General features: G+C 37.7%; 32 protein-coding genes and 1 pseudogene. 32 read left to right on the top strand and 1 reads right to left on the bottom strand.

Annotated features, from left to right (window positions below; all coding sequences use genetic code 11):
• Positions 1-4 precede the first annotated feature (4 nt).
• The 10 genes and pseudogenes from FS802_RS00790 to FS802_RS00745 all read left to right on the top strand — a co-directional run bounded on the left by FS802_RS00790 (position 5) and on the right by FS802_RS00745 (position 6,461).
• Positions 5-946, top strand: a complete 942-nt coding sequence (locus tag FS802_RS00790) for a DnaD domain-containing protein (protein ID WP_144524786.1) — start codon at positions 5-7, stop codon at positions 944-946.
• Entirely contained in the window at positions 879-1,772 is an 894-nt protein-coding gene (locus FS802_RS00785) for an ATP-binding protein (protein WP_483296228.1), read from the top strand. Before FS802_RS00790 ends, FS802_RS00785 begins: the two co-directional genes overlap by 68 nt.
• Positions 1,773-1,777: 5 nt before the next feature.
• Complete coding sequence (locus FS802_RS00780; protein WP_144524784.1) at positions 1,778-1,966, top strand: hypothetical protein; 189 nt, start codon at positions 1,778-1,780, stop codon at positions 1,964-1,966.
• Positions 1,947-2,453: a YpiB family protein gene (locus FS802_RS00775; protein ID WP_098098227.1), complete on the top strand. Its 507-nt coding sequence runs from the start codon at positions 1,947-1,949 to the stop codon at positions 2,451-2,453. Before FS802_RS00780 ends, FS802_RS00775 begins: the two co-directional genes overlap by 20 nt.
• 15 nt (positions 2,454-2,468) lie before the next feature.
• A complete protein-coding gene (locus FS802_RS00770; RefSeq protein ID WP_260989052.1) occupies positions 2,469-2,915 on the top strand; it encodes an MFS transporter in 447 nt (148 codons plus the stop codon).
• Positions 2,916-3,478: 563 nt separating this feature from the next.
• On the top strand, positions 3,479-3,994 hold the full coding sequence (locus FS802_RS00765; RefSeq protein WP_144524782.1) for a dUTP diphosphatase: 516 nt from the start codon (positions 3,479-3,481) through the stop codon (positions 3,992-3,994).
• Entirely contained in the window at positions 3,991-4,407 is a 417-nt protein-coding gene (locus FS802_RS00760; protein WP_144524781.1) for a DUF1064 domain-containing protein, read from the top strand. The genes FS802_RS00765 and FS802_RS00760 overlap by 4 nt, the downstream gene beginning before the upstream one ends.
• Before the next feature lie 14 nt (positions 4,408-4,421).
• Positions 4,422-5,153: a 2-methylcitrate dehydratase gene (locus tag FS802_RS00755; RefSeq protein ID WP_144524779.1), complete on the top strand. Its 732-nt coding sequence runs from the start codon at positions 4,422-4,424 to the stop codon at positions 5,151-5,153.
• Between the two features lie 267 nt (positions 5,154-5,420).
• Positions 5,421-6,119 (top strand): hypothetical protein, encoded by a 699-nt coding sequence (locus FS802_RS00750; RefSeq protein WP_260989064.1) that lies wholly within the window; start codon positions 5,421-5,423, stop codon positions 6,117-6,119.
• A 9-nt stretch (positions 6,120-6,128) separates the two neighbouring features.
• Positions 6,129-6,461: pseudogene (locus FS802_RS00745) on the top strand (hypothetical protein).
• 263 nt (positions 6,462-6,724) lie between these two features.
• Here FS802_RS00745 and FS802_RS00740 read toward each other — a convergent pair.
• Positions 6,725-8,284, bottom strand: coding sequence for an exosporium leader peptide-containing protein (locus FS802_RS00740; RefSeq protein WP_144524775.1), 1,560 nt, complete (start codon positions 8,282-8,284; stop codon positions 6,725-6,727).
• Positions 8,285-8,421: 137 nt separating this feature from the next.
• Here FS802_RS00740 and FS802_RS00735 point away from each other — a divergent pair, with 137 nt between their 5' ends.
• From FS802_RS00735 to FS802_RS00630, 22 genes are all read left to right on the top strand, one after another.
• Positions 8,422-8,607, top strand: a complete 186-nt coding sequence (locus FS802_RS00735) for a hypothetical protein (RefSeq protein ID WP_144524773.1) — start codon at positions 8,422-8,424, stop codon at positions 8,605-8,607.
• 30 nt (positions 8,608-8,637) lie between these two features.
• Positions 8,638-9,015, top strand: coding sequence for an ArpU family phage packaging/lysis transcriptional regulator (locus FS802_RS00730; protein WP_144524771.1), 378 nt, complete (start codon positions 8,638-8,640; stop codon positions 9,013-9,015).
• A gap of 198 nt (positions 9,016-9,213) precedes the next feature.
• A complete protein-coding gene (locus tag FS802_RS00725) occupies positions 9,214-10,380 on the top strand; it encodes an exosporium leader peptide-containing protein (RefSeq protein WP_483296227.1) in 1,167 nt (388 codons plus the stop codon).
• 458 nt (positions 10,381-10,838) lie between these two features.
• Entirely contained in the window at positions 10,839-11,525 is a 687-nt protein-coding gene (locus tag FS802_RS00720; RefSeq protein ID WP_144524767.1) for a DUF4145 domain-containing protein, read from the top strand.
• Positions 11,526-11,829: 304 nt separating this feature from the next.
• A complete protein-coding gene (locus FS802_RS00715; RefSeq protein ID WP_144524765.1) occupies positions 11,830-12,717 on the top strand; it encodes a terminase small subunit in 888 nt (295 codons plus the stop codon).
• Complete coding sequence (locus FS802_RS00710) at positions 12,717-14,006, top strand: PBSX family phage terminase large subunit (RefSeq protein WP_144524990.1); 1,290 nt, start codon at positions 12,717-12,719, stop codon at positions 14,004-14,006. The genes FS802_RS00715 and FS802_RS00710 overlap by 1 nt, the downstream gene beginning before the upstream one ends.
• Positions 14,007-14,016: 10 nt before the next feature.
• The gene (locus FS802_RS00705) at positions 14,017-15,594 is read left to right on the top strand and encodes a phage portal protein (RefSeq protein WP_144524763.1); all 1,578 of its coding nucleotides are present in this window, start codon (positions 14,017-14,019) and stop codon (positions 15,592-15,594) included.
• Positions 15,591-16,574: a minor capsid protein gene (locus FS802_RS00700; RefSeq protein WP_144524761.1), complete on the top strand. Its 984-nt coding sequence runs from the start codon at positions 15,591-15,593 to the stop codon at positions 16,572-16,574. Before FS802_RS00705 ends, FS802_RS00700 begins: the two co-directional genes overlap by 4 nt.
• A gap of 161 nt (positions 16,575-16,735) precedes the next feature.
• Positions 16,736-17,653 (top strand): hypothetical protein, encoded by a 918-nt coding sequence (locus tag FS802_RS00695; protein WP_144524760.1) that lies wholly within the window; start codon positions 16,736-16,738, stop codon positions 17,651-17,653.
• A 151-nt stretch (positions 17,654-17,804) separates the two neighbouring features.
• A complete protein-coding gene (locus FS802_RS00690; RefSeq protein WP_483296236.1) occupies positions 17,805-18,458 on the top strand; it encodes a phage scaffolding protein in 654 nt (217 codons plus the stop codon).
• Between the two features lie 13 nt (positions 18,459-18,471).
• Complete coding sequence (locus FS802_RS00685) at positions 18,472-18,822, top strand: hypothetical protein (RefSeq protein WP_144524756.1); 351 nt, start codon at positions 18,472-18,474, stop codon at positions 18,820-18,822.
• A 15-nt stretch (positions 18,823-18,837) separates the two neighbouring features.
• Positions 18,838-19,830, top strand: coding sequence for a major capsid protein (locus FS802_RS00680; RefSeq protein ID WP_144524754.1), 993 nt, complete (start codon positions 18,838-18,840; stop codon positions 19,828-19,830).
• Positions 19,830-20,156 (top strand): head-tail connector protein, encoded by a 327-nt coding sequence (locus FS802_RS00675; protein ID WP_144524753.1) that lies wholly within the window; start codon positions 19,830-19,832, stop codon positions 20,154-20,156. Before FS802_RS00680 ends, FS802_RS00675 begins: the two co-directional genes overlap by 1 nt.
• Positions 20,153-20,509 (top strand): hypothetical protein, encoded by a 357-nt coding sequence (locus FS802_RS00670; RefSeq protein WP_144524751.1) that lies wholly within the window; start codon positions 20,153-20,155, stop codon positions 20,507-20,509. Before FS802_RS00675 ends, FS802_RS00670 begins: the two co-directional genes overlap by 4 nt.
• Complete coding sequence (locus tag FS802_RS00665; protein WP_144524749.1) at positions 20,506-20,967, top strand: HK97 gp10 family phage protein; 462 nt, start codon at positions 20,506-20,508, stop codon at positions 20,965-20,967. The genes FS802_RS00670 and FS802_RS00665 overlap by 4 nt, the downstream gene beginning before the upstream one ends.
• Complete coding sequence (locus FS802_RS00660) at positions 20,948-21,412, top strand: hypothetical protein (protein ID WP_144524747.1); 465 nt, start codon at positions 20,948-20,950, stop codon at positions 21,410-21,412. Before FS802_RS00665 ends, FS802_RS00660 begins: the two co-directional genes overlap by 20 nt.
• A 10-nt stretch (positions 21,413-21,422) precedes the next feature.
• Complete coding sequence (locus tag FS802_RS00655) at positions 21,423-21,620, top strand: YqzN/YkzM domain-containing protein (RefSeq protein WP_144524745.1); 198 nt, start codon at positions 21,423-21,425, stop codon at positions 21,618-21,620.
• Between the two features lie 4 nt (positions 21,621-21,624).
• Entirely contained in the window at positions 21,625-23,016 is a 1,392-nt protein-coding gene (locus FS802_RS00650; RefSeq protein ID WP_144524743.1) for a phage tail sheath N-terminal beta-sandwich domain-containing protein, read from the top strand.
• A 13-nt stretch (positions 23,017-23,029) separates the two neighbouring features.
• Positions 23,030-23,479: a phage tail tube protein gene (locus FS802_RS00645; RefSeq protein WP_144524741.1), complete on the top strand. Its 450-nt coding sequence runs from the start codon at positions 23,030-23,032 to the stop codon at positions 23,477-23,479.
• A gap of 72 nt (positions 23,480-23,551) precedes the next feature.
• Positions 23,552-24,010, top strand: a complete 459-nt coding sequence (locus FS802_RS00640; protein ID WP_074585874.1) for a phage tail assembly chaperone — start codon at positions 23,552-23,554, stop codon at positions 24,008-24,010.
• 672 nt (positions 24,011-24,682) lie between these two features.
• Entirely contained in the window at positions 24,683-25,381 is a 699-nt protein-coding gene (locus FS802_RS00635; RefSeq protein WP_222129162.1) for a phage tail tape measure protein, read from the top strand.
• Between the two features lie 89 nt (positions 25,382-25,470).
• Positions 25,471-26,391: a DUF2726 domain-containing protein gene (locus FS802_RS00630; protein WP_260989051.1), complete on the top strand. Its 921-nt coding sequence runs from the start codon at positions 25,471-25,473 to the stop codon at positions 26,389-26,391.
• Positions 26,392-26,539: the final 148 nt, after the last annotated feature.

Raw genomic sequence — 26,539 nt, 5'->3', positions numbered from 1 at the left:
TCATTTGAACAGCAAGGTGCTACAAATTGGACAAATGAACTTCCGTGGAAATGTGATAGATCATGGTTGGTTTAAAACGATCACATTAGACAACGGAAAGCCATATGTAATTGCCATTACCATCTTAGGGGAAGTTGTTTATTGGTATAAACCAACAGAAATAAGGGATGAAGAATCAAATCAAGTAAAGTACAAACAGAAATTCAAGGCGGATATGCTTCAGAAGAATTATCAACAGCTTGCAGATTCGTTTGGCTTTACTAAAAGACAAGTAAAAGATGCATGTGATTATTTGAAAGATAGAAACTTGCTTCGCATTGAATTTCGAACGGTATTTGTAAATGGTACTAGGTGTAATAACGTGATGTTTATTGAACCTGTTCCGGAAGAGATACAAAAAATATCAATCTTATATTGGGGAAATGGTACCCCTCCTACGCTGAAACGTAATAGCCCTCCTACGATAGAAAGTGATAGCCTATTACGTTCAAACGTACCACCCTTTTACGATAAAACGGAGGAGCCTCCTACGTTAGAACGTAAGACAAATACAGAGATTACTACAAATATTACTACAGAGAATGTAAGTAGTAGTAGCAGTCCTAATTGCTTCAATTTTTATGAAGAAAATTTCGGTATGATAAAGCCGTTTGTCGCAGAAGAAATTGGTCACTGGATTGATGATTTAAGCGAAGAAGTAGTTATCGCTGCTATGCAAAGAGCATTACGGAAAAACAAGCGGTGGAATTACGCAGTGGGTATTTTAGAAGATTGGGCTAATAACAACATTCGCACATTAGCTGATATTGAATCATCTGAAGAAGAATTTCGTCGTAACGCAAATAAACGGACAGGAAAAGTAAAGGGCGGTGGATCGAATGGGTCAGTTAAAACAAGTAAATCAAGTGAAGAGTTCTTCAGCAAATACGATTTCTCAAACAGCTAGGAAGAAAGCGGTGGAAATGTTTCAATTGTCACCGAATCGATGCCAGAACATTTTCGTTGTTGGTAAAAAGAACATAAAAGATTTGTGCAACAAGCGCATGCTTATCGATAAAGAAACAGGAAAAGAATTTTGTCCGCAATGTAAAACAGTTGAGAAGGAAGACCAGCAGCTAGCAACAGAAGCACTAGAAACGCATGTGAAAGAGAAAGTCCTCAAGTTATTTAGAGGGTTTGAGGATGGCAGCTTAATCAATCAAAAATTAAAAAAGGCAACATTTCAAAATTACGTGCCACCAAGTCAGCAACTTCATAACGCGAAAGAAGTATGTGAGCAGTATGTATTAACGTTTAATAAGAAAATCGGAAAAAATATCATGCTTGTCGGTGATTACGGAACAGGTAAAAGTCATTTAGCAGTATCGATGACAAAAGAGCTAATGAAGCGTGGTATAAGTGCATGTTTCATTACAGAAGAAAAGCTCTTTACCAAGCTAAAGTCCACGTATAACCGTAAAAGTGACATGACAGAAGACGAATTGCTTACCATGCTTTCTAGAATAGAGTGCTTGGTAATCGATGATCTTGGGGCTGAAAAGGAACCAGATGATGAGGAAGAGTTAAAAAAGCATAAATGGGCAAAGAAGAAAATGTTTGAAATTATCGATAGCCGAATTGGTAGGCACACGATTTATACAACAAATCATTCCGTACAAGCTTTGTTTGGGATATATGATGAACGAATTTTCAGCCGCATCTTTGATGATGAAACGGACGTTATTGAAATGAACGGTAACAATTATCGATTAAGAAGATTCGAAAAGGAGTGAAGAAAATGTGCATGACATGCAGTAACACTGGCGTAGTTCATACAGAAATTTATCCTGGAGTGGTAACAATTGAGGGTTGTACTTGTGAGGTAGCAAAGCAGCAAGAAGCAACGCAAAAAGAAAATTGGGATGCTTGGATACAAAAATTTGAAGGATGGAAAAGGGGGTTACTGCATGAGCATCGTGTCAGTTGAGAAAAAGCGTGAGTTTATTGAATGGTTCAAAGAGCATTACAAAATGAAATGGAGAGAGTGCCTTTGGATTCTGGAATATTTACTGAAAAATGAAGGGGCATTAAAAAGGGTTCATTTTGTAGAACGAGTTAAATTCGATAAACCAATTTCATTGTTTATGTCTACGCAATGCACAAAAACAGTACCATTTAAATTTTATAAAAACAATTTAGTTTCTGATGATCCAGACAAAGCTTTTGATCAGATCCGTTTTAATCAAAAAGAAGCAATTTTTATTGAATTAAACTTCGTTGATAAATTCAGATATCCATTATTCATTGAGGTATTAGAAGGTGAAGTATCTGATGAAACAGATCTACCTTTTACTGAAAGATTGGAACTAGCACAGGTAGTTAATGATTTAGAAAAACTCGTTAAAGCACAACTCATCGATCATGCGCTAGACACAAGAAACGAAGAATTGTTCCGTAAGTTGATTGCAAATTAAGGGGGAGGTGGAAGGATGGCGGTCCTTTACAAATTCAAACTCACAACCATTTTCGAACACTGGCCAAATGAAGAATTTGTAGTAGCAGAAACGGAAGGAAAAGCAAGGTTCCTATATTGGCAAAAGTTCAGAACAAAGTTTCTAACGATGCCGATGGTTGAATTTATGAAGTTTGTAAAGTGTGAGAACGAAGGTGTTTTTGACATCAAGCGTATGTATAGTGCAGAACAAGCTTTCAAGAAAATGCAGAATTACCGCAACCTCCATTTTGCTTACATGGGTATGCGAGTAAATGTAGCTGGCATGTGGGGTACGATCGTTGGAAACTGGAAAACTCATTTGTTCGTTTTGTTCGATGGAGAAATTGAGAAGCACAACTGCCATCCTTTTTGGGAAATTGCTTACTACGATGATGAGGGGAATGTGGTGCAAAACTACCAAAAAGGAGAGTATGCGGTATAAGTAAAAAAGGACGAGCAGTCGTACCTGCCGTCCTTTATAGGAGAAAAATTATTCTGGATTAGAACTACGAATAACCAGAAAACGCGCTTTAAAACAGTGTTGTCAAAGATGTAATAATCTATGCAACAAAAAAGCTTAGTCGGAATTCAAAACACCAAATGGCTTGCATTGGTAACAGGCTCAAAAGTAGTATATGTAAAATGAAAAATTCCATACAAAAAGCAGACAACATTTTCGGTTGTCTGCCAGTTAGTCGAATGATTTAGCTAATTGTGATAAATTGCTTTCCCATTACAAGAAGAGTAAAGCTGCTTGTTCAAACAGCTTATTGATAGTAACTTTGGTGTTCACAAAAAATATACAGTAAGAATTAGAGAAGTGATAAACCAATCTGCCTCTTACTGTAAAGAAGAAGGAAGTACCAGCCGTGGATTAAGCGGCTTGAAAATAGTATGTATTGATTTTTGAAAAATATTCAAGGGGTGAGGAAACATGGAATATTTGATAAATGGCGTTTACGAAATCACTTTACTGATCAGCACAGCGAAAGGAGGAAGAAAATAATGAATATCGCAAAATTACGTGGATTACAAAGGATACTTGATAATCGAATTATTAAACAACATGGTTTGGAAGGTCAAAACTTAGTTAGTAATTTAATCTTAGCGCTACAGGTTGAAATTGCTGAATTAGCAAATGAAACACGTTGTTTTAAACATTGGAGTAATAAAGGCCCGAGTGAAAGAGAAACCATTCTGACAGAGTTTGTGGATGGACTGCATTTTATTTTAAGCATAAGCAATCAGTTAGATGTGAAAATAGAGTTTCGTTGCGAGGATGAAAAAGAAAAAACAATCGTTGGAACATTTAACAAGCTATTTTATTACGTAGGAGAAACGTGGGATACAGCACATAATTATCCAGACAGTAAATTGCAATTAGCGGATGACGTTGAAACAATTTTTAACTTGTTTATGGAATTAGGAACAAAGCACCTCGGATTTACTTATGAAGATATAGAACAAGCATACCTGGAAAAGAACAAGGTAAACCATCAACGCCAGGATGATGGATATTGAGTAAGTATAACAACAAGAAAGTCAAACTAGATAATCATATTTTCGATAGCAAAGCAGAAGCAGATTATTACTCCGGATTAAAAATACGTCAAGCTGCAGGTGAAATCACGAGCTTTGAATTACAACCAAGATTTATGTTACAGCCAGCATTTACAAAGAACGGTAAGAAATTTAAGGCAATTACATATAGTGCAGACTTCATGATCTATTTGCCTAGTGGTGATGTGGAAGTCGTTGATATAAAGGGTATGGTAACCGAAACATTCGCGGTGAAAAAGAAGATGTTCGAATATAAATACCCACACTTACAACTCATTCTTTTAAAGCACGTTATTAAATACGGTGGCTTTATAACACTTGATGAGTACAACAAATTAAAACGTGAAGAGAGAAAACTAAAACAAGCAAAATAAAGGGAGCGGATCATATGTCATATATCGAATTTAAACCAACGTTAAAGAAAGTGAATCTTAAGCCGGATGGTAAGAAAGAAATCGTCTTGGAAGTAACGGATTCATCATTACGCGGTAAATTGGATGTACTTTCAGAAATGATTGATACAAAGGTATTTATCTCACTGGAATCCATGCAAGTTAATTTCAATGTTACTGTAAACGCGAAAACGAACGAACCATTAACACAGTATGAAGTTGATGATAAAGGTGTTGTGAAAGAAGTAAAGGCATCGTTTGAACAATTAGAAGCTGATTTCGATATTCCAGAAGAGAAAATTCCTACACGTGAAGAAAGAGAACAAGCGGATCGTGAAACCATTGATGCATTTATCATTAGTGGTCTTGCTCCAGGTTTAGATGATTTACCACATGATTTTGCTTACATCGTAAAACGAAAACTTGAGGGAGAGTCTTATCTGAAGTTAGCAAATGAGCTGAAAATTTCAAATGTGAAGCTGATTGAAATGATTGATGATTATCGTGCGCGTATTGCACCGATGGCGATTAAATGGCACGAATGGAAAGAGAACAAGCCGGATGTAGCAGAACAGCCAAAGGCAGAAGAGAAACCGAAGGAAGAAACAGAGACAGAAGAAACGGAAACAACAGAGGAAGAACGGGTACAAGAGGAAAAAACGCAATCTTCTGAAGTAATTGAAGTCACTGATGAGGACAAGCCTTTCGATGAAACATTAGAAGACTAATTTTAACAGGTTGGTAGTATGACAATTTCGTTGTACTACCTGCCTTTCAATCTCATATGGGGTGATGGATTGAGCAAAGCTGAGCAACGTCAAATCCGACTTAGGATTTTAAATATACAAGATGATAAATGCAAAGGTTGTACGAAGGTTCCGAAATATAGTGACATCTGTAAAAACCAGAAAACTTCTTGGTGTGCTGAGAATTGTGAAATCGGTAAAAATCTAAAAAGATTAGGCGAAAGCCTACTCGAGGGGAGAACGGAACATATGGCTGAACAAAAAAACTGGGATCAAATTTGTGCGACTGCTGAAAAATTACGTGCTTCTGATGAAAAGAAATGGACTTGGGGAAGTATTGCAGCAGAGTTTGGAGTAACAGAAGGAAATTTATATTATCACGTTTCAAAAAGACGTGAAGCAAACGGAACGCCTGATAAGCGTGTGGGCGCATCAAAGAATACTCAGAATACAAAACCATCACCACAACCTCAAAACGTTGAGAAAACGAAACCTGAACCATTAAATTTAAAGTCTATTGAGGCTGAGCATTTCGAGAAAACAGAGAAGTTAGATGTTTTCTCGAAAGGTCGATTAAATGGCATTCTTGATGAAAAAGATGCGATGCAAAAAGAGTTACGTGAAGTATCGAAACTGTATGAGGAATTAAAAGGTATAAAAGAAAAATTAGCGCAAGATGTTATTGCAGAAAAAAAGCTACGCTTTGAAACGGAAGATGCACTAAAGCTATCACAAGATCAGCTACAATCTCGTGATGAGGATTACAACACATTACTTAATGAATTTAATGCAATTACAGAAAAGAACCATGAATTACATCATGACCTTCAAAAAATGCATATCAATGTACGCGCTGCAGAAGAAACAGCTGCCAAAGAACGGGAACACCGTCTTGAACTGCAAGGCAGATCACAAGCGCTTGGTATGGCGCTCAAGTCAGTCTTGTAGGTGAGCGATATGAAACTAACAAAAGAAGAACGAAAAGAGCTCACATACCAAATTGGCGATATTATCGAGCAGAAATGCAGACGTTGTTATTATAATCGATCATCCAATGAAGGCTTTAGTGTTAATGAGTGTAAGGAATGCCCGACTGGTGATGAGTTACGCCAGTTGGGTAGGTATTTTGATACACAGCCTAAAAAGAATGGTGGACCTAGACGGGAAGCACCGAGTGGCTTAACACCTGAGGTTGTCAGGAATTTAAATATATAAGGTATACCGGATAAAGATATTGGTATTATTTATAATCTTAGCCCCTCGTATGTCTGGAAAAAGAAAAAACAATAGAAAACGTTGTATTTGGAGTAACAAAATTTAATTGAGATTATTAATTAAGATAGAAACAGTTAACCTTAATCAATCCGATATACTAGGAAAAGTACTTGTAGAAAAGTAAGTCTAATTGAGCGAACAAAAATTAATTAATAGAGAAGAATCTGTTATAAATAGATTCTTCTCTAAAATAAAGAGAAAATAATATGAGAATCTGAAATGCAAAAAGCAATTATAAATTAACGGCCATACCATATGAAATTTGTAGAAATACACATTTAAGGATTAATTCCAATAGAAACAGGGTTAGTTCCAACAAGTATTGTTGCAATGGGATTACCAAAAGGGTCTCCGACTTCAAGGGTGTTATTGCTAGAAGAGATAGTATAAATATTGTAAGTTATTGGATTAACTGCTATATCTGTTTGTGGAAAGGTAGTACCGATTGCTCCGATAAGGACGTTGGTAGCGCCGCTTATTGTAGCATAACCTGGAAAAGTAGGTCTAGCAGCAAAGATAGCATTTTCGGCTGTGTTAATTGCTAAGGCTATTGGATTTAAAGTAACAGGAATAGTAGTAATTATATTATTGGTAAAACCATTAATGACTGATACAGAATTATCTGTTGGACTAGTAACATAAATCCGATTAATTAGAGGATTTATAGCAACATCACTAGGATTAGATCCAACAGGAATAGATGTAATTACAGTGTTATTGAGGCCGTCAATAACAGCAACAGTTCCACTTACTGAATTTACAGTAGCATAAATAATATTAGTAGTGGGGTTAACAGCTATACTTGATATCAAAGATGAAAAAGCAAGAGTCGTAATAATACCATGATTGTATCCGGCAATTAAGATAATATTGTTATTATTGTCAGAAATATATATGACATTAGTTGATGTATTAATTGCTATCTGACGTGGACTAAATCCAACAGCAATGGTCGTGCTGACAGTATTAGTTAATGTATTAATTACAGTTATAGAATTACTGTTGCTATTTGTAACATAGGCCCTGTTAGTTAAGGGATTAACGGCTATACTAAGAGGTTGGCTTCCGACAGAAATAGTATTAGTTATTGTATTACTAAAACCATTGATGACCGAAACTGTATTACTTGTTTGATTTACCACATAAATTCGGTTTGCAGAGGCAGTCCCAGTGACACCAGTAGGCCCAGTGCTTCCGGTAGAGCCAGTAACGCCAGTAGGTCCAGTGCTTCCGGTAGATCCAGTAACGCCAGTGGGTCCAGTGCTTCCGGTAGATCCAGTGACACCAGTAGGCCCAGTGCTTCCGGTAGAGCCAGTAACGCCAGTGGGTCCAGTGCTTCCGGTAGATCCAGTAACGCCAGTGGGTCCAGTGCTTCCGGTAGATCCAGTGACACCAGTAGGCCCAGTGCTTCCGGTAGAGCCAGTAACGCCAGTGGGTCCAGTGCTTCCGGTAGAGCCAGTAACGCCAGTAGGTCCAGTAACGCCAGTAGGTCCAGTGACACCAGTAGGCCCAGTGCTTCCGGTAGAGCCAGTAACGCCAGTAGGTCCAGTGCTTCCGGTAGATCCAGTAACGCCAGTGGGTCCAGTGCTTCCGGTAGATCCAGTGACACCAGTAGGCCCAGTGCTTCCGGTAGAGCCAGTGATGCCAGTAGGTCCAGTGATACCAGTAGGCCCAGTGATGCCAGTAGGTCCAGTGATACCAGTAGGCCCAGTGATGCCGGTAGGTCCAGTCGGTATTGTAAATGTTGGAGTAGGTGGGAATGTAGGCCCAATCGAATTTGAATCTAATGCAGATCCATGTAAAAATTCATAAAAACTAAATTGACTATCTTTTGACATAATTCACCTCCAAAGGTTAACTCTTTATTAGTAAATGAAATATGTAGATGAAATATGAAATTCAAGAGGGAAATAATTGAAATGAAAATTAAAAACTTAATAAAATAATCCTTTGAATAGAAAGCGAGGTTTTGAAAATGGAAGATAACGTAAAGTTTTTAGGTGATGATGGGATGTTAGGGATGGAGTACAAGGAAAGACAAATTCATGTATTTAACACAGAGGGCAATGTGATGGAATTACTCTCTACAAAGGTGCAGACTCAAGAAGTTATCGATTTTCTTGAAGAATGTAAAAAAGGAAATGAAGTAAAAGTTCAATAGAATAGATCGAACGGAGGGGAACCGTATCGTATGAATCCATTGTCATTTTTTGAAAACATCGATGAAAAAGAGATGCGAAGACTTGTGGTGAAGGAGCTGAAAAACCACAAAGCATTGTGCGTCCGGATGCAGAATCAAGAAGAACAGGCTCAAGCTGAGTGTGTTGTTCTTTTTCCTAAAATGAAAGGTGACGATAAGAATCATGAGATACGCTATAAACAGATTGAACGGACGTTGAAAAATGCGCTTGATGAAGATGAACGTAGGATAATTGAAATGAAATACTTGGGGAATCGGAAAGTTAAAGATTCGTATGTGTACACCGAGTTGATGATGAAACGTGATTCGTTTTATCAGAAGAAAAAAAGTGCTATTAAGTTGATAGCTACGGCATTGGGGATTATATAAATGAGGTTTTGGAATGGTGAATATATTCTTTCGTGATGTTAATATAAACTGTTATATAATTCGATTCGTGTAACCAAATCAGCTTACATTCACTTTAGCTCGACTTTTCTTGAAAGCTTCTTTTATTTTTTGTATATGTTTTAATTGGCTAGATTATTGCATCTAATACCTATGAAATGATTTTTTAGGAGGTATATGATGAGAGATGAGGAATTAAATTTGTATGCTGCAGCAATTGATCCTAATTTAGTTGGCCCTACTTTTCCTACTATTCCCCCTTTCTTGATACCGACCGGTCCAACGGGAGCAACCGGTCCAACTGGGGAAACAGGTCCAACGGGAGCAACAGGCCCAACGGGAGCAACAGGCCCAACGGGAGTAACAGGTCCAACGGGGGAAACAGGCCCAACGGGAGCAACAGGCCCAACGGGAGTAACAGGTCCAACGGGGGAAACAGGCCCAACGGGAGCAACAGGCCCAACGGGGGAAACAGGCCCAACGGGGGAAACAGGCCCAACGGGGGAAACAGGCCCAACGGGAGCAACAGGTCCAATGGGAGCAACAGGTCCAACGGGAGCAACAGGCCCAACGGGAGCAACAGGCCCAACGGGAGTAACAGGCCCAACAGGGGAAACAGGCCCAACGGGAGTAACAGGCCCAACGGGAGCAACAGGCCCAACGGGAGTAACAGGCCCAACGGGAGAAACAGGCCCAACAGGGGAAACAGGCCCAACGGGAGCAACAGGCCCAACGGGAGAAACAGGCCCAACGGGAGAAACAGGCCCAACGGGAGAAACAGGCCCAACGGGAGCAACAGGCCCAACGGGGGAAACAGGCCCAACGGGAGCAACAGGCCCAACGGGAGTAACAGGCCCAACGGGAGCAACAGGCCCAACGGGAGCAACCGGTCCAACGGGTCCTAATCCACAATCGGCGTTTAGAGCGGAAAATAATACAGCACTACAAACTGGCATCATACCTGGAGGTACAGTTATTGTGAACTTTCCTAATGAAATATTCGACTTAAATGGTGAATATGCTGGGAATTTATTTACTCCTGTCCAATCGGGTGTATATTCTATCTGTGCTAATGTTAGTTTTTTGGCTAACAATACGAGTGTAAACCATGTAACAGTAATTTCTATACAAGTAAATGGGATAGCGGTTGTTGTATCGAGCAATGTTTTTGTAAGTGGATTATCCAGTACCGTTAGTTTAAATGTGGCTTCTACAATAGTGCGATTGAATGCTGGTGATGTTGTTCGAGTTACTTTTCTTCTTAATAACGGGGATGGTTCGGGAGGGTCTATACAAAATTCTGGGCAAGGAACGAACTTTTCAGCGGCAAGGTATCCTTCTCCATAGTATCGGCCGTAGCTACAAAATAGTTAGGTTTTCTAATTGAATACATTGGTTTTCATTTAATATTTTGGCAGAAACTTTTAATCGACAAATTTGGGGATGTTTTTGGGGATTTTTCAAAACAAAATAAATATTACGCTATACCTATACAGTTCTTTGAAAAAAGAATAGTGTGGGGATAGCGTAGCCCCTTTATCAAAACGTTACCGGAGAACGGGCATGGGCGGTAAGAATCCGCAAAAAAGGACGAAAAGACCAATTTAATTTATATATTCAGCCACGGTGCGTTTGTATCGTGGCTTTTGTGTTTCTTATTGAGTTTAGTATTTGAATTCTAGGTTCAAAAGGGATATAAAAATTAAAAATTGGTTATATGTTTCAATGGATATTTTTATATTAAATTAAAGGATATATAAACTTATTGTCGAAATAAATAGTAAATTGAGAGAGGGGGAAATACAATGAGTTCTAAGAAGTTAGAATTTGTAAACTATACAAATGGAAAACCGGACCAAGTGGATTTAGATATTGTTCCCGATAAGTGTCCAATTTGCTATGCTCATGGGGTACCGAAAAATGTATCAGCTATATATGGCGATTTAAATGGAGAAAGAAGGTTAGAATTTATATTTCAATGTCCTAGTCATACCTGCCAGAAGACTTACATAGCTGAGTATGGAGAACCATTTACTGGTACATATGTATGGAGGTATGTAACAAGCAAGCCTTCGGGATTTAAAGGCAAGGAATTCAATCCGGAAATTTATGATGTGTCAGAATCCTTTATTGAAATATACCATCAATCAGAACAAGCGGAATCAGAAGGGCTACAACATATAGCAGGTATGGGCTATAGAAAAGCATTGGAATTTTTAATAAAAGATTACTTAATTAAATTTAAATCACAGAATCAAAATGAGATTGAAAATAAGCCTTTAGGGCAATGTATTACTCAAAATGTGACTGATACTAATATTCAAGAAGTGGCAAAGAGAGCGATTTGGTTAGGTAATGATGAAACGCACTATGTTAGAAAATGGGCCAATCAAGATATTCAAAGTTTAAAGGCTTTAATTGATGTAACGGTTTATTGGATTTCAATGGAAAAAGTTCAAGCGAGAATGTTAGCAGAAATGCCTCAACCTTAATAAAAAACACCCATGAGGTGTTTTTTTTATTTTGCACAAAACAAACTCGAACGTGAGGTAATCGATATTCAAAATATACAATTCCAAAACCAAATAGCAGTAGCGAAAAGAGACTTAGAAATGACAGATGAGCAATTATCCCGTCATTTACGAGTCTCTTTTACTTATTACATGAAAATCGTGAAAGGTAAGGTGATTTTACCTGTGATAAATCGTAAAGAACTCCTTAAACGAATTGATGGATTATATAAGAAGTGTGGAATGAAATAAAATATTCTTCTTTGTTCAAAATGAGGTGGTGGTTGTGGCAAGGCAAAGAAGTCCAGACCGTGATAAAGCATTCGAAATATACAAAGCAAGTAAAGGGGAGAAGCCACTTGTTGAGATTGCGAAGGAATTAAACCTAAAGCCATCTCAAATCAGAAAGTGGAAATCACAAGATAAATGGGACGAACAATTAAAAGGTAACGTTACTATTGCGAAAAGGAGCGTTACTAATGTTAAAAATCCCAAGACAAAAGCCAAGTTAAAAAAGATGCTAGATGATGAAGAGCTGACGGAACAAGAACGGCTCTTTTGTTTGTATTACGTACAGTATTTTAACGGTACACAAGCTGCATTGAAAGCCTGTTATGCAAAGAGTAGTGCGCATGTTACGAGTAGCCGGTTATTACGAAGAGAACGTGTAGCATCATACATTCGAGAGATTAAAGGCGAAATGGTTGAGAATATCTTTGTGGAAGCGATGGATGTATTGAATGAGTACATCAAGATTGCGTTTGCAGATATTACGAATTACGTAACCTTTGGTCAAAGAGATGTAGAAGTAATGGGACCGTTTGGACCTGTAAAAGATGAAGACGGAAACCCAGTCATGAAAACCATTAGTTATGTTGATTTTAATGAATCTGATATGGTTGATGGTTCTATCATTGCGGAAGTAAAAAAGGGCAAAGAAGGCGTATCTATCAAGCTTGCTGACAAGATAAGAGCACTTGATAAACTGGCGTTGTACTTCGATTTAGTGCCTGATAATTTCAAACGAAAAATTGAAGAAGAGCGTCACAAGATGGAAAAAGAGATGCATGATGCGCAGATAAAGAAAGCTAACGCTGAAACAGAAAAGCTATCCGGCAAAGGAAAGAATGAACCAATCGAGATTAAAATCACCAGAAAGAGTGAGCGATCATGATTATTGAAAAAGAAGTGAATCCTCGTTTTGAAGACTTTCTGTTCGACTGGCATCATAAAAATTACTTTCTTGTTGGCGGTTATGGCTCATCAAAAAGTTATCATGTCGCGCTAAAAATCGTTTTAAAGCTTTTGGAAGAGAAGCGCAAATGTCTTGTGATACGTGAAGTATACGAGACCATTAAAGAGAGTTGCTTCGCTCTTTTTGTAGATATCATTGAAGATTTAGGGTTATCGGATTCTATTCGACCAACTGAATCACCAATGAAAATCAAATTCCCAAACGGAAGTGTAATCATTTTCCGCGGTATGGATAAGCCAGAAAAAATAAAGTCTGTTCATAATGTATCAATGGTGTGGCTAGAAGAAGCATCAGAAATCAAATATGATGGCTTTAAAGAAGTAAAGAAACGTATGCGTCATCCTTCGTTAAAACTACACATGATTCTCTCAACAAACCCTGTTAGCATCGATAACTGGGTTTATTTGCATTTCTTTAAAGATGAAGCGAATGAGCGGATTGTGTTAGATGATGAGGATCTTTATGAAAAGCATACAGTTGTTGTGAAAGATACGTATTACCATCACAGTACAGCAGATGATAATTTATTCTTACCTCAATCATACATCGAAGAACTGGATGAAACGAAAGAATACGACCCTGACCTGCACCGCGTTGCAAGATACGGTAAATTCGGTGTCAACGGCGTCAAAGTATTACCGCAGTTCGAAATGATGGATGCTGAAAAGATGGATGAAATCATAAAAAAACAGCGCAAATTGATGTTCCGCGTTGGCATGGACTTCGGTTTTGAAACATCATATAACGCTGTGGTACGTATGGCGATTGACCATGAGAAAAAGTATCTGTACTTGTATTGGGAGTACTATAAAAATAAGCAGACGGATCCACAAACTGCAAAAGATTTAATTGAATTTAAAGAGTCAGGCGAACAGATTAAAGCAGATAGTGCAGAGCCAAAAACAATTGCGTACTTCAGGCAAAAAGGTTTTGAAATGAGTGGAGCTAAGAAGTTCCAAGGCTCACGATTAGCAAATACCAAGAAGGTGAAGCGATTCAAAAAAATATTCTGTTCCACTGCTTGCCCGAATATGAGACGAGAACTGAAGAATTTAACATACAAAAAAGATAAAAACGGAAACATCATCTTGGATGAATTTAATATAGATCCACATACTTTCTCTGCTATCTGGTATGGCTTAGATGGCTATGAAGTATCTGATTTGAAAGAGTTGAGTCACGCGAGTGCATTTGACCGTGTATTCTAGGAGGTGCGTTATGTTTGAACGCTTAAAAGAGTGGTTCCGCACCCTTTTTAAACGAAAAGGAGGTGTGAGTGTGCAGGAGAATTATACAGAAAAGCTAAAACAAAAAGATTGGGAATTGCTGAATGAGATATTAAAAGAGCACGATAAACTTTTGCTAGATGTTGAAAAAAGGCAGAAGGTATTTGATGGCGACTTTAATATTTTAGAGCGAAAACCGAAACGAGCAGATGATCCAAACCATCGAATTGTAGTCAATTACTCCAAGCTGATATGTGGTATGCCTACTTCATACATGCTAGGGAAACCAGTAAGTTATGACGTACCAGATACAGTTATTGATAAGGGAGTAAGCAAAGAGGTAGTTGAACAATTTAGAGATGAATTAAAGTACGTACTAGAAGAAAATGATGACCATGCGGTTGATTATTTGAATACGAAACGCGGATTGATTGCAGGTGCTGCGACAGTCCTTTTTTATTTTGATTCAATGGGCGAGATTAAATATAAATCATATCCAATCAATGAATGCTTCCCTGTATTTGACCACAAAGGAGACATACTTGCTGCTATTCATCGTTACAAAACCAAAGTCGGCGATGAAGAAATTGAGCATGTGGAAGTGTATGATGATGCAACCGTTACGTATTTAATCAATGAGAACGGTACTTTTAAATTGAATAGTGATTATAAAATAAATCCAATGCCACATTCAATTCCGATTGTACCTGCTGCGTATTTTCAAAATGGGGAATTCGCTAAACCTAGAGGTGGAATGGTTCAATATGGCCCGAGTAATTTATCGGATGATATCATTTCGCAACTTGAGGAATTAGCACGATTGATATCGGATAATTCAAACCGTTTAGATGTATTCTGTGACCCATACTTATTGTTCAATGGGGTTAAAGTTGCCCCGGAAGAAGGAATGAAAATGCGGCAGGCCCGTGCGATTAGTATAAAAGGAGAACCAGGAGAACCAGTCGATGCAAAATATCTAATTGCTGATATGAAGAATGAGCCGATTGAATGGCAAGCAAAAACGATGATTGATTCAATATTTGAAACATCGCAGTTGCCTAAAATTTATAAACAAGAAGCGCTTGGTGATTTGTCAGGCGTGGCGATAGAGCAGCTATACGCTCCACTTGATTTGCAAGTCAATGAGAAAGAGATATACCTGCTACGATACATTAGGCGCAAGTTCATGATTATTACAATAATGCTCAATGCAAAGAAATTGATTGAGAGTGGTAATGAGAATCCAGCAGAAGTATTAAAAGAAACATTGAACCCACGAAACGAGAATAACGATTTATACAATCACAAGTGGATCTGGTGGGAAATCCATCGTAATAAACCGCAAAACGTAAAAGAAATTATAGAAATGCTTAACAAGTTGGTAGGGCATTTATCAGAGTTCACACTGCTTCAACTGAACCCACTTGTTGAGGATGTTCAAGAAGAACTGCAACGTTTAGAAAAAGAAGCAGCAGAGAAAAAAGAAGTGGATTTAACTAACATTGATGGGCACATTGCAAACCGTGATAAACGCATGCAGCAGAGCGATAAAACGGATGATGAGCTATGAATTATGAAGAGTTAAAGAAACTTCAGGAAATGGCAATAGAACAGCAGAGAAAGCTCATTCGATTTAAGGATGAGCGTATTCGTGTGCTACTTGAAGTTTATGCAGAGTTTCTACAAGACATAAATAAGGAGCTTTCCTACCTTTATACCAGAACAAGTTTAGGTTCACCAGAAGATAAATGGGATTGGGACGAAATCAGAAGAGGAAAAGATTTAGAAGCAATCCTAAGGCAAATGGAAATGAGTATAGATCGTATGAATGAAGAAGTAACGGGCATAATTACCAACTCTATAAAAACTGTAGGTGTGGTTGATTATGCATTTGCTTCTTATATCGCTGCTGCTCATATTCAAGGATACATTGTAGTTCCACCAGTAATACCGGAACGCGCTATCAAAACCCTGTTAGAAAAGGATTGGGGTCACGGCCACTTTTCGGATAATTTGTGGGGGCGCACAGATAATTTCAAAGAGGACTTGCGTAAAACGTTGGTCAACTCCATGAAACGTGGGGAAAGCTTCCGTACAACAACCATTGCATTGCAAGAAAGAATCGGTCAAGAAGCTTGGAAGAGTGAGCGTCTTGTACGTTCTGAAATCATTACGGCCAGCAATGAAGCGAAGAAAGAATACATGACTGATTTTGATAAGCGTAGTAATGAGATGGGCATGGACTTACTCAAAGCTATGAAGGTACTTGAAACACTGGATAATAGAACGTGCAAAAAATGCCAGGCGATAGATGGGAAAGAGTTTTCTGTGGAAGAAGCGAAGAGCATACCTGCCACAGAGCATCCAAATTGCAGAAGAACCTTTGTAGCAGTTATACGAGGGTTCAATAATGCAAACCGTCAACGTGCTGCAAGAAGCATGAGTACTGGTAAAACGTATCGTACGGATGCGAAGAATTTTGAAGAGTATGCTAAAGAACAAAAACTGCTATATTCTGATGAATATAAAAATGAAAATATGAATATATAAATAATTATGATGACTGAAAATGGTAAATATTACCTTTAATTAATTTAATCTAAAGATTTATAAGAATATCAATTTATGAATTTAATTTTTTACTGCATATAAATCTTTAGACCTGCCCATAATAGTTTTGATTTTCAATTAAAACTATAGGAGGTTTTTTTATGCCATGGAATGAGATTTGGAAAGCTGATATGGAAGATAGTGGTTTGTTACCGTTCATTAAGGGAAGAGAAGGAAATGGTGTTGAGGATTCACAAGGTTATTTACTTGTAGACTTAGAACCTTATGAGGAACCGAGTAGAGATCCAAGTGCACATAAAGAAATTAATGTTCTTACAGATGTTCATATAACGAAAAAAGAATCTTATGAATTAGTTGAGAAACTATTCAATAATTACATTGCTAAGGCTAATCAACAAGAAAAGTTTGATCCGCAAGAAATAAGTGAAATAGAAGATTTTTTAAGGTATGCGATAAATACTAAACCTATGAAAGTTGCAAGAAATTATTTAGAAGGACAATATGATACTGGTTCTTCCGATGATGAATGGGTAGAAAAATTATTTAATATCTGGTTCAAACCACGTAAACATGGTAGTACATCTGTATTTGAACATGTTTTTTTAGGCGAACAGTCTATGAGACGCCATGGTGTATTGGACGGGCATCATTTCTGGTATAACTATTATTTAAATGATGGACCTTATGAAGTTACAAAACATGAAGATCGAATCTATTTTCTTAAAACAGTACAAGTTCAGGCAACTGAATTAAGTAATTATGCAGAAGCAATTACAATAAGCTATAATTATTTGCTAAAAGATAATGATGATGATCGTGGTTTAGATTTGCATAAAAAAATTGGTGGTTTCTTTGTAGGTTTAAGTGCAGAGGGATTATTAGCTATGGGTACAGTAGGATACTTTATGACCCTTCCACAAAATAATGACAGATGTGGAGAATTCGTAAAGGACCTGCCTATGACTATAAATGGAGAAAAATATAATTTAAAAGTTGTGCTTCAATGTGGAGAGGGAGAAACATTCTATAGAACATTTTATCCTATGATTCCTCGTTAACATTAAAAATCCATAACTATATTTAATATATAATTGATTCATTTAAACAAAAGGCTAGCCGTTTAGGTTAGTCTTTTGTTTTTTGTATATTTTGATATAAGTAAATAAATATATATGTATATAGTATTTTAGGAGGTTGATTATTTTGAAAATGATTAATACTAATAAGTTTTTAAGATTGCATTTAGGCAATTTCCAGTTTTTTTCGGACCCGAATCCGCCAGCTGATCCACCACAAGACCCACCACCAACAGATCCGCCGAATGATCCACCTGTGACATATACGCAGGAACAACTGGATACGCAGCTTTCTGATGCAACGAAAGAAGCAAAAAGACAAGCGAAATTAGATGTGTATAAGCAATTAGGTGTTGAATCATTAAAGGATTTGCAAGATAAATTAGCTGCTGCAAAGGGTAAAGAAGAAGCAGATGCAACATTACGTACTACTAATGAAACACTGTCATCAGAAAACGGTAGCTTGAAAACAGAGCTTGCATTTGTAAAAGCCGCTTCTTCTTATAAACCGCATGATGCAGATATTCTATTTGCTACAGTGAAGCCGTTATTACAAACAGATCCTGATAGTGGCGAAATCACGAATATGAAAGAAGTACTGGAGCAAGTGAAGACAGATAAACCATTCTTATTTATGAGTGAGGAAGCAGCACCAGGCGGTCAAGGAGGTGGTTCACAAAGACCAGGAAGTACTGCACCAGGCGGTGGAAATCCACCTGCATCTAAAACAGACTACGATAAAGGTGCAGAATTAGCGAAACGTCGTAGTCAAACACAACAAAAATAAGGAGTGAAACAAATTGAATCTATATACACGTAAAGACACAGTTGTTGCTGGTAAAGAGATTCTGCGAGATATCGTTGGATTAAAAACAATTACAGTAACATTAGATTACACTGCATTTACATCAGGAATTATTCCCGCAGGTACATCATTAATCTTTGATGCAACAACAAAGAAAACACGTCCATTTGATAAAACGAAGGATGCTGCATCAAACGAGCAAGTTTCATTATTGTTCAGTGATATTCGCATCGATACAAATGATGTGCAAGCAGTAGGGCTTGTAGGTGGTTATGTAAAAGAATCAAAATGCCCTGCGATTACACCTGAATTTAAAGCAAAAGCAAGTATGTTAGACATTCGATAAGGAGAGTGAAGGATAATGAGTATTCTACAATTAGAAGAGTTTAAACGCGAAACCTTAATTGGTTACGTTGAAAATTTAACGGTACCATTTGAATCAAAAACATTACCATTCTTACCACGTGATAAAGATGTGTATAGTCTTACATTCGCGTACGATATCTATAGAAAAAATAATAACGTTGCAGCGAATTTACTAGAGTTCGGAGCACCTGCACCATTACGTGACAAACAAGGTTTAGAACGTGCGGTTGCTGAGGTAGCTAAGTTAGCACACCGTTACCGCTTCGATCAAAAAGACCAATTAACGATTATGAATACGAAGTTCGATAAAGAACGTCAACAAGTTATTGATCGAGTGTTCAACTATATTGATAGCTTAAAACTTGGTGTGGAAGAAACGGAAGAGTATTTCCGTACATCTGTATTGTACAAAGGGAAAATTAAGTATGATTTAGATGGTTTCTCTTTAGATTTAGCTTTCGATGTACCAAAAGCAATCAGTGCAACGAAAAAATGGAGCGATGTAGAGACCTCAAATCCAATTAAAGATCTTGTGGACTGGATTGAAAAGTTCAAGAAAGCAAATGCAGGTCGTCGCCCGTTAGCGATTCATATGTCTAATGCAGCTTACCTTGACATTCTACAATCAAAATCTACTATTTCTAACATTAAAGGTGTAGCTGGCGGTATGGTAACTCCTGACGAGTTAGCAACGTACTTATCACGTTGGAGCATCCCACCAATTACAACAAATGATTTAGAAATTACGTTTGAAGATGGTAAAACAGAACGTTATTTACCAGAGCGTCGCATAGTATTCCTGGGTATTGAAGGTAAAAACTCATTAGGTTCTACTGTACAAGGTCCAACAGTTGAAAAACAAGGACAACCTGGCATCTATACTCGTGCCTGGAATGAAGAGAACACTTTAAATGAATTTGTTGAAATCGGTAAAGCTGCATTCCCTGAACTTGCATATCCATCAGGCGTAATGCAAATCGATGTGTGATGAAAAGCTTAATAACAGCAGATGAAGCGAAAAACCTATTTGCTGAACTAAATAATGTGAGTGATCTGGAAGCCGCATTGTTACGAGCTTCTATTTTTGTGCGCTCAAAAGTAAAGAAAATAGATGAGCAAGTCCCTGATGATATCAAACTTGCTGTCTGTTATCTTGTGAAAGACGAGAAAGAGCCACAACAAGTGAAAAGTATTGAGCGTTCTGATTACAAAGAAACATTCGCTGACAAAGGTACATCCTATCGTGACCTTGCAATGGATTTACTGGAGCCATATATGCACACAGGGAACGGATTAGGGGTGTTTTTCTTTTGAGTAGATATGAATCGATACTATTTCACCGAATGACGGTTTCTCGTGTTGTTTCTGATGGGAGTGAATATGACAGTAAGCAAGGAATGAAAGAAATTGATACTGATCTTCCCTGCGCTCTTGTAAAGAAAAATCAAAGCAAAGTGAATGAAGTACTAGGGAGAGTCGAAATTGACAACGTCGTCTTCATTCACACGCTTTATCCTGGTGTAAAAGCAGGAGACACAATTGAGGTATACGACCCGAAGACAAAATATGTTTTAGGCCGTTATATCGCTTCACATCCATATCCGGTATTTGACCGAGAAGGCATTCATCATTTTGAGATTGACCTGAAAGGTGAGGTAACAGTATGAGTGGTGGTATGGAAGGTGGATTTGTTCTCGAGGGATTCGATGAATGGATGCGCCAAATGAAGAGCGTTATTCAAAGTAGATTGCCTAAAATGCTCGAATTGTGGGCAGAAGCACTAGCTCTACAATTAATGTCAATGGTGGCAGAGAAAACGCCAGTTGACCAAGGAGCTTTGCGAAACTCATTCCTTTCTGCTGGTGACGGTTCCGTTTTCTTGAAAGTTGGTATGGGAGAAGGAATTGAAATCGTTGTTGGTTCAAACTTATTCTATGCTGAGTATGTAGAAGCAGGGCATCGTACAAGACATAGTGGAATGAGTCGAGAATCAGCAAAACAAGCAGGAAAATGGGTGGAAGGCGCCCACATGTTAGAAGACTCTTGGCATGAATTTGAGCCGGAAGCGCTGCGATGGCTTGAGGATAGAGTAGGAGAGGTTATGAATGAACTTGGTTTCGTGTGATTTAACTAGTGTACTAAAATTCATTCAAGATACCACTGGAATAAAAGGATATACAACAAGAAGGAGGCAGGAAGCAACGCCTCCTTTTTTCTATCTGCAAACACCAGTAGGTAAACCGTACCAAGATTCAGTTGGGTTTCACAGATATCGTCCACTGATCCACGGTACATTGTTCCTGGATAAAGATACACCAGAAACACAAGCACTGCAATTTCAAGCGAAGTTGCAAGATGCATTAATGCGGCGTAAATATGATATTCCGCTAGTAGATGAAAAGTACAAACCAACAAGTGCCCGTTTGAAGGATGTTGAGTTTGAAATAAAAGAAACTGATGTTGATGTGTGGACCTTTTCTGTAAAAGGAGAGCGATTCATTGAGCTTGTTGAGCATCATGAAATCCTACGTAAAGTTCATAACAATGTCAGGTTAATAGAAAAGAAATGAGGTGGCTGGAATGGCAAGTAAAGAAGTGGAAGTAAAACAAACTACTTCAGCTGTTCGTTATCCAGTAGCAGAAGTAATTGAACAATCGGATACATTGTTTGGTGTTCCTAGTTATACCGCAGCAACTGCTCTACAAGGTATCGATGAAATAGATTTAGAGACTGCGGAAAAGAAAGTAAAAGCATTATTAAAGAGAGAGGTGAAGTAGTACCATGCCAAAAGCATTTAAAGAAGGTAGAAATGAAATCGAATCAGGTGTTTACTCCTTTACTGAGCTTGTTGTAAAAGGTGCAGTTAATAAGAATGCACGTGGCGTTCTTATTATGCCAATTAAGGCGGATTGGGGTAAAGAAAATACAGTAGTAGATTTAGATTCTTTAGAAGAAGCTAAGGCGAATTTTGTTGGCCAAACTGCTCATTTATTAGAACTTGCTTTTAAAGCACCTATTCAAAAATTAAAAGGAGTGCGCCTTGCTACAAAAGATGCTAAAAAGGCTTCATTAGATTTGCAAGCGATCAAAATTGAAGCTCTTTACACAGGAGCACGTGGAAATAACTTTAAAGTAACAATTCGTCCGAAAATCGGTGATGAAACTGCTAAACAACTAATTTTAGTAGAGAACAATATAGAGCTTGAGAGAATTACGTTTACTACAATCGATGAGTTAGTGTCTAAAACGAAAGATAGCTTGTATATAACTGTCACAAAGGTAGACGGGCTGAAAACAATTGAAGATATCAATAATGTCCCTCTTACTGGCGGCGTAAGTGGCGAAGCGGTAAAAGTAGAAGATTACGTTAATTTCTTCGCTTTAGCAAAAGATGAGGATTTCAATGGAATCTGTCTTGATGGGGTACAAGATAAAGCAGTAAAAACAATGCTGACTCAATTCGTACAATCAAGCCGTATTACTGGAAAGTTAATTGCAGGTAATACAGGCGGAGAAGAAGCAAAAGAAATTGATTATTATGCTGTTACAAATAACATTCAAAAAGCAAGTATTTATGACAAACAGTACACAGCTGAAGAAGTAGCAGTATATGCAGCTGCAGCGTTAATTTCATGCCCGTTAAATGAGAGTATGACGCAAAAAGAAACACCTTTCACTTCAGTAGAAAAACTATCTGTCACTGAAACGAAACGTAGATTGTCGGAGGGTAATTTACTATTCTTCCATGAGGGTAATACAGTACGTTTTAATACCGCAGTTAATACCATGACGACAATTAGAAATATGGATGAGGCAGTTGGTATTTCGAAAGAAGCAGATGAACGCGCCGCGATCCGCACGCTGCAAAAGGTAAAGGTAGTAGCTGCGATTGATTATATTACAAGCGCAGAAGAAAAAGTGTTTAATCGCTTTATGTCAAAAGCAAATACACAACCACGTAGAATTGCAGCTGCACAAGCGATTAAAGATGAGTTATTAGAACCGTTAGCAGTACAAGAAGTAATTGAGCTAGGTTCATTCAACTGCTACGAAGATCCACGCCATACAGAAAATCAAGGCAAGGTAGTTTACAAGGATGAAGCGTTCTTCATTACTGAATATCTTGTCATCGACGCGATTGAAAAAGTATACAACAAAAATAAGGTGTCCTAAGGAGGTCTGCTAAATGTCAATTTACGATAACAATTTACCTACTGTAAATCCTCGTGACATTGTTCGTGGTAAATACGGAGCAGTATACGATGATACTGGCGAACAATGGCCCGGGGTTACAGAATTTGAAGGGAAAATTAAATTTGATAAGAAGAAAATTGAACGTGCAAATGCATTTTTAGACGGTCATCGTATTATGGGAGGTTCTGGTTCAGGGAAAATGAAGATGTATCATACAGAAGATGCAAAAAATCTTGCAACACGCATCTTAAAAAATCCTGATGAAACCTTTACGATAATTGGTGATTATCATGACCCTGATGAAATGGCGCAAGGGGCAAATATGAAAGTTGCATTTAAAGGTGTCAGCTTTGACGAAGTTACTTTATTAGGGTTTAAAGTTAAGGATCTAGTAGATGCTGATTTCCCGTTCACATTCAATGATTATGAGTTTATCGCATAAAGAGAGGGACAACCTCTCTTTTTCTTATTCACATAAAATAACGTGTTAAAAACACTAGGAGGAATACTTATTATGGCAGAATTACAGAAAAAACAATTTGCAAGCTTAGAAGATTTATTTGGAGTTAATACAGACGACCGTGTTCGTGGTGAAAAGAAAGTACAAACAATTGATGGGAATTATATTGAGTTACCCCTAAAATCTATTGATGCTGATGTAGCGCAAAGTATTAAAAAAGCTTCAACGAGAAAAATCCCTCAAGGTAAAGGTGTTCCAATGTTGGAAGAACTGAATGAAGCTAAATATAATGCACTTATGATTGCAGCTGCAACGGATGAAACAAGAACAAATATTAACTGGAAATCACCTGAATTAGCACAAAAGGTAAAAGCACCTACACCAGCTCCTGAATTTGTAGTACCAAAGATTTTATCATTAGGTGGCATTGTAGCAGCTACGCAATACATTATTGAGTTATCTGGATTAGGTCAAGATTCAATGGAAGACGAGATTGATGCGGTAAAAAACTAATTAAAACCGACCCAATGGCTTCATGGGCCCACAGGCTTTTTCAACAAAAGAATATTGATCCAGAAGACTTTTTTCTTATGAAACGTGAGAAGAAAGTCTTTTTTATTGCGTCTTGTCTACATCAAGACGAACTTGATGAAAAAGCCGCAGCGGCCCAAGAATGAAGGGCGGTGACTTATGGGTGAAAAACAGGTAACAGGTAAGATTAGTTTAGTGGATGCGATGTCTTCGCCATTACGTCAAATGACGCAACACATGGAGCAGACGTCACGTGCAGCAAGAGAATTAGATACCGCATTACGGTTTCAAAGTGCTAATGTTGTACCGCTTCATCAAGCAACACAAAGCACATCACAGTTAGATCATAATGTTGTACAGTTAACCAACCATTTACACCAATCCGCACAAGGAACAACGCAGTTTGGTAATAATCTGCATCATCTTAATACTGATTTAAGCCAGTCTACACAACGGGTTAATCAACTTGAACATGAAATGCAGCAACTACGTCAAGAGTTCCAACAATCCGCACAGCAAGTAAATCAGTTAGAACAACACTTGCAGACGATGGAAAGGGACTTACAGCAGTCTGCTCAACGAATTAATCATTTGGAAACTCAGGTCGAGCAATTGACCAGGGAAATGCAACAAGCAACACAGCAGATAAACCAAATGAATACGGCGTTAAACCATAACGCCACTAGTGCACAACATGCAGGTAATAGCATGGCTGCATTACGTGATAGATATGGCGGTGTAAGCGAAAGACAGGCGACAATGCTCCATGGGCTAGAACAAGCAAATGGAGCATTATTCTCAACAGGTGCAGCCGCCACGATTGCCGGTGGAGCTATTGCGGTTGGATTAGGTTCAGCTGTAAATACCGCCGCTGATTTTGAGCAACAGATGGCAAAAGTAGGTGCGATTTCTGGTGCGACAGGAAATCAGATAGGCAGTTTGACAGAAACCGCTAAAGAATTAGGGGCATCAACCACCAAATCAGCCAGTGAAGTTGCAGTAGGTATGCAAAACTTAGCCGCTTCAGGCTTCGAAGTAAACGATATTATCGGGGCGATGCCTGGTATTATCGCTGCTTCCGAAGCTGCACAAGAAGATATGGCAATGACCTCTGAAACGGTAGCTGCTGCATTAAATGCATTTGGTATGGAAGCGAAAGAGTCCTCTCATATAGCGGATGTACTTTCTCAATCTGCCAACCAATCAGCAGCTGGTATTTTGGACATGCAATACAGCTTTAAATATGCTGCGCCAGTTGCGAAAATGCTTGGTATATCGTTAGAAGAATTATCTGCCGCGACTGGTATTATGGCTAAACAAAATTGGTCGGTTACTGAGAAATCAGTGGCATAAAACAGTGAGAGAATTCGGTGGAAATCTAAGGGTAATAATGGTATTTGAGGTATAATAGAATCATCAATTTTAGAAAGAGGATTTCTATTATGCGGAGAATATCTCATGAAGAATTTATTGATCGTGTGAAAACGGTTCAAGGTGATTCGTTTGAAATAATAGGGAAATACGTGAATAGAAGAACAAAAATAGAAGTGAAACATAAGTGTGGATTCGTTTATTATACTCTTCCTGAAACATTAACGAACGGTTACGGTTGTCCTAAATGCTCTGGAAATTTAAAGAAGACAACAGCTTTCTTTAAAAAAGAAGTTTTTGAATTAGTTGGAAGTGAGTACGAGGTATTAGGTGATTACACTACAACTCACGGGAAAATTGAATTCAAACATAATATTTGTGGTCATATTTTTCCTATGATGGCTAAGGCATTTGTTATCCAAAACCAAAGATGTCCGAATTGTAAGAAAAAGTTATTGAGTAAAAAATTCAAAAAAACAAATGCAGATTTTAAGAAAGAAGTTTTGGACATTGTTGGTGACGAATATGAACCCTTAGAAGTGTATCAAGGAAAAGGTGAGAAAATTAAATTCATTCATCATAAATGTGGAAATAAATTTAAAATGAGACCAAATCAGTTTTTATCTCATAATTGCCGATGTCCTTTTTGTTATCACTCAAAAGGTGAAGATACAATTTTTAAATACCTTAAAGAAAAAGGGATCAAATTTAAAACGCAATTCAAGATAAAAGAGTGTAAGAATAAACGTCCACTTCCTTTTGATTTTGCTATTTTTAATGTTGATAGCAACGAAATCATTTGTTTAATAGAATTTGATGGAAAACAACATTTCGAACCGGTTTTTGGATTAGAAACATTTAAAAAAACTAAAATAAATGATTCTATTAAAAATCAATTTTGTAAACACAAAGGTATTTTATTAATACGTATACCTTATACAGTTAATAATATTGAACACGAATTAGATAAACTATTCAGCCGTTATGCCTAAGATAATACCGAGCCGAGCCTATGTGGAAACACTAGGAAGGTGTAGAGACTAGATAAAGTATCCTACGTAAAAACACTCTGATTGAGTGTTTTTTATATGGAAAAATATCCACGAGAACTCACCACCTTAACGTATTAAAACGAAGGTG

This window comes from Bacillus sp. DE0042 (assembly GCF_007680225.1).
GTDB lineage: Bacteria > Bacillota > Bacilli > Bacillales > Bacillaceae_G > Bacillus_A > Bacillus_A wiedmannii.
This window is presented reverse-complemented; position numbering and strand designations above follow the sequence as displayed.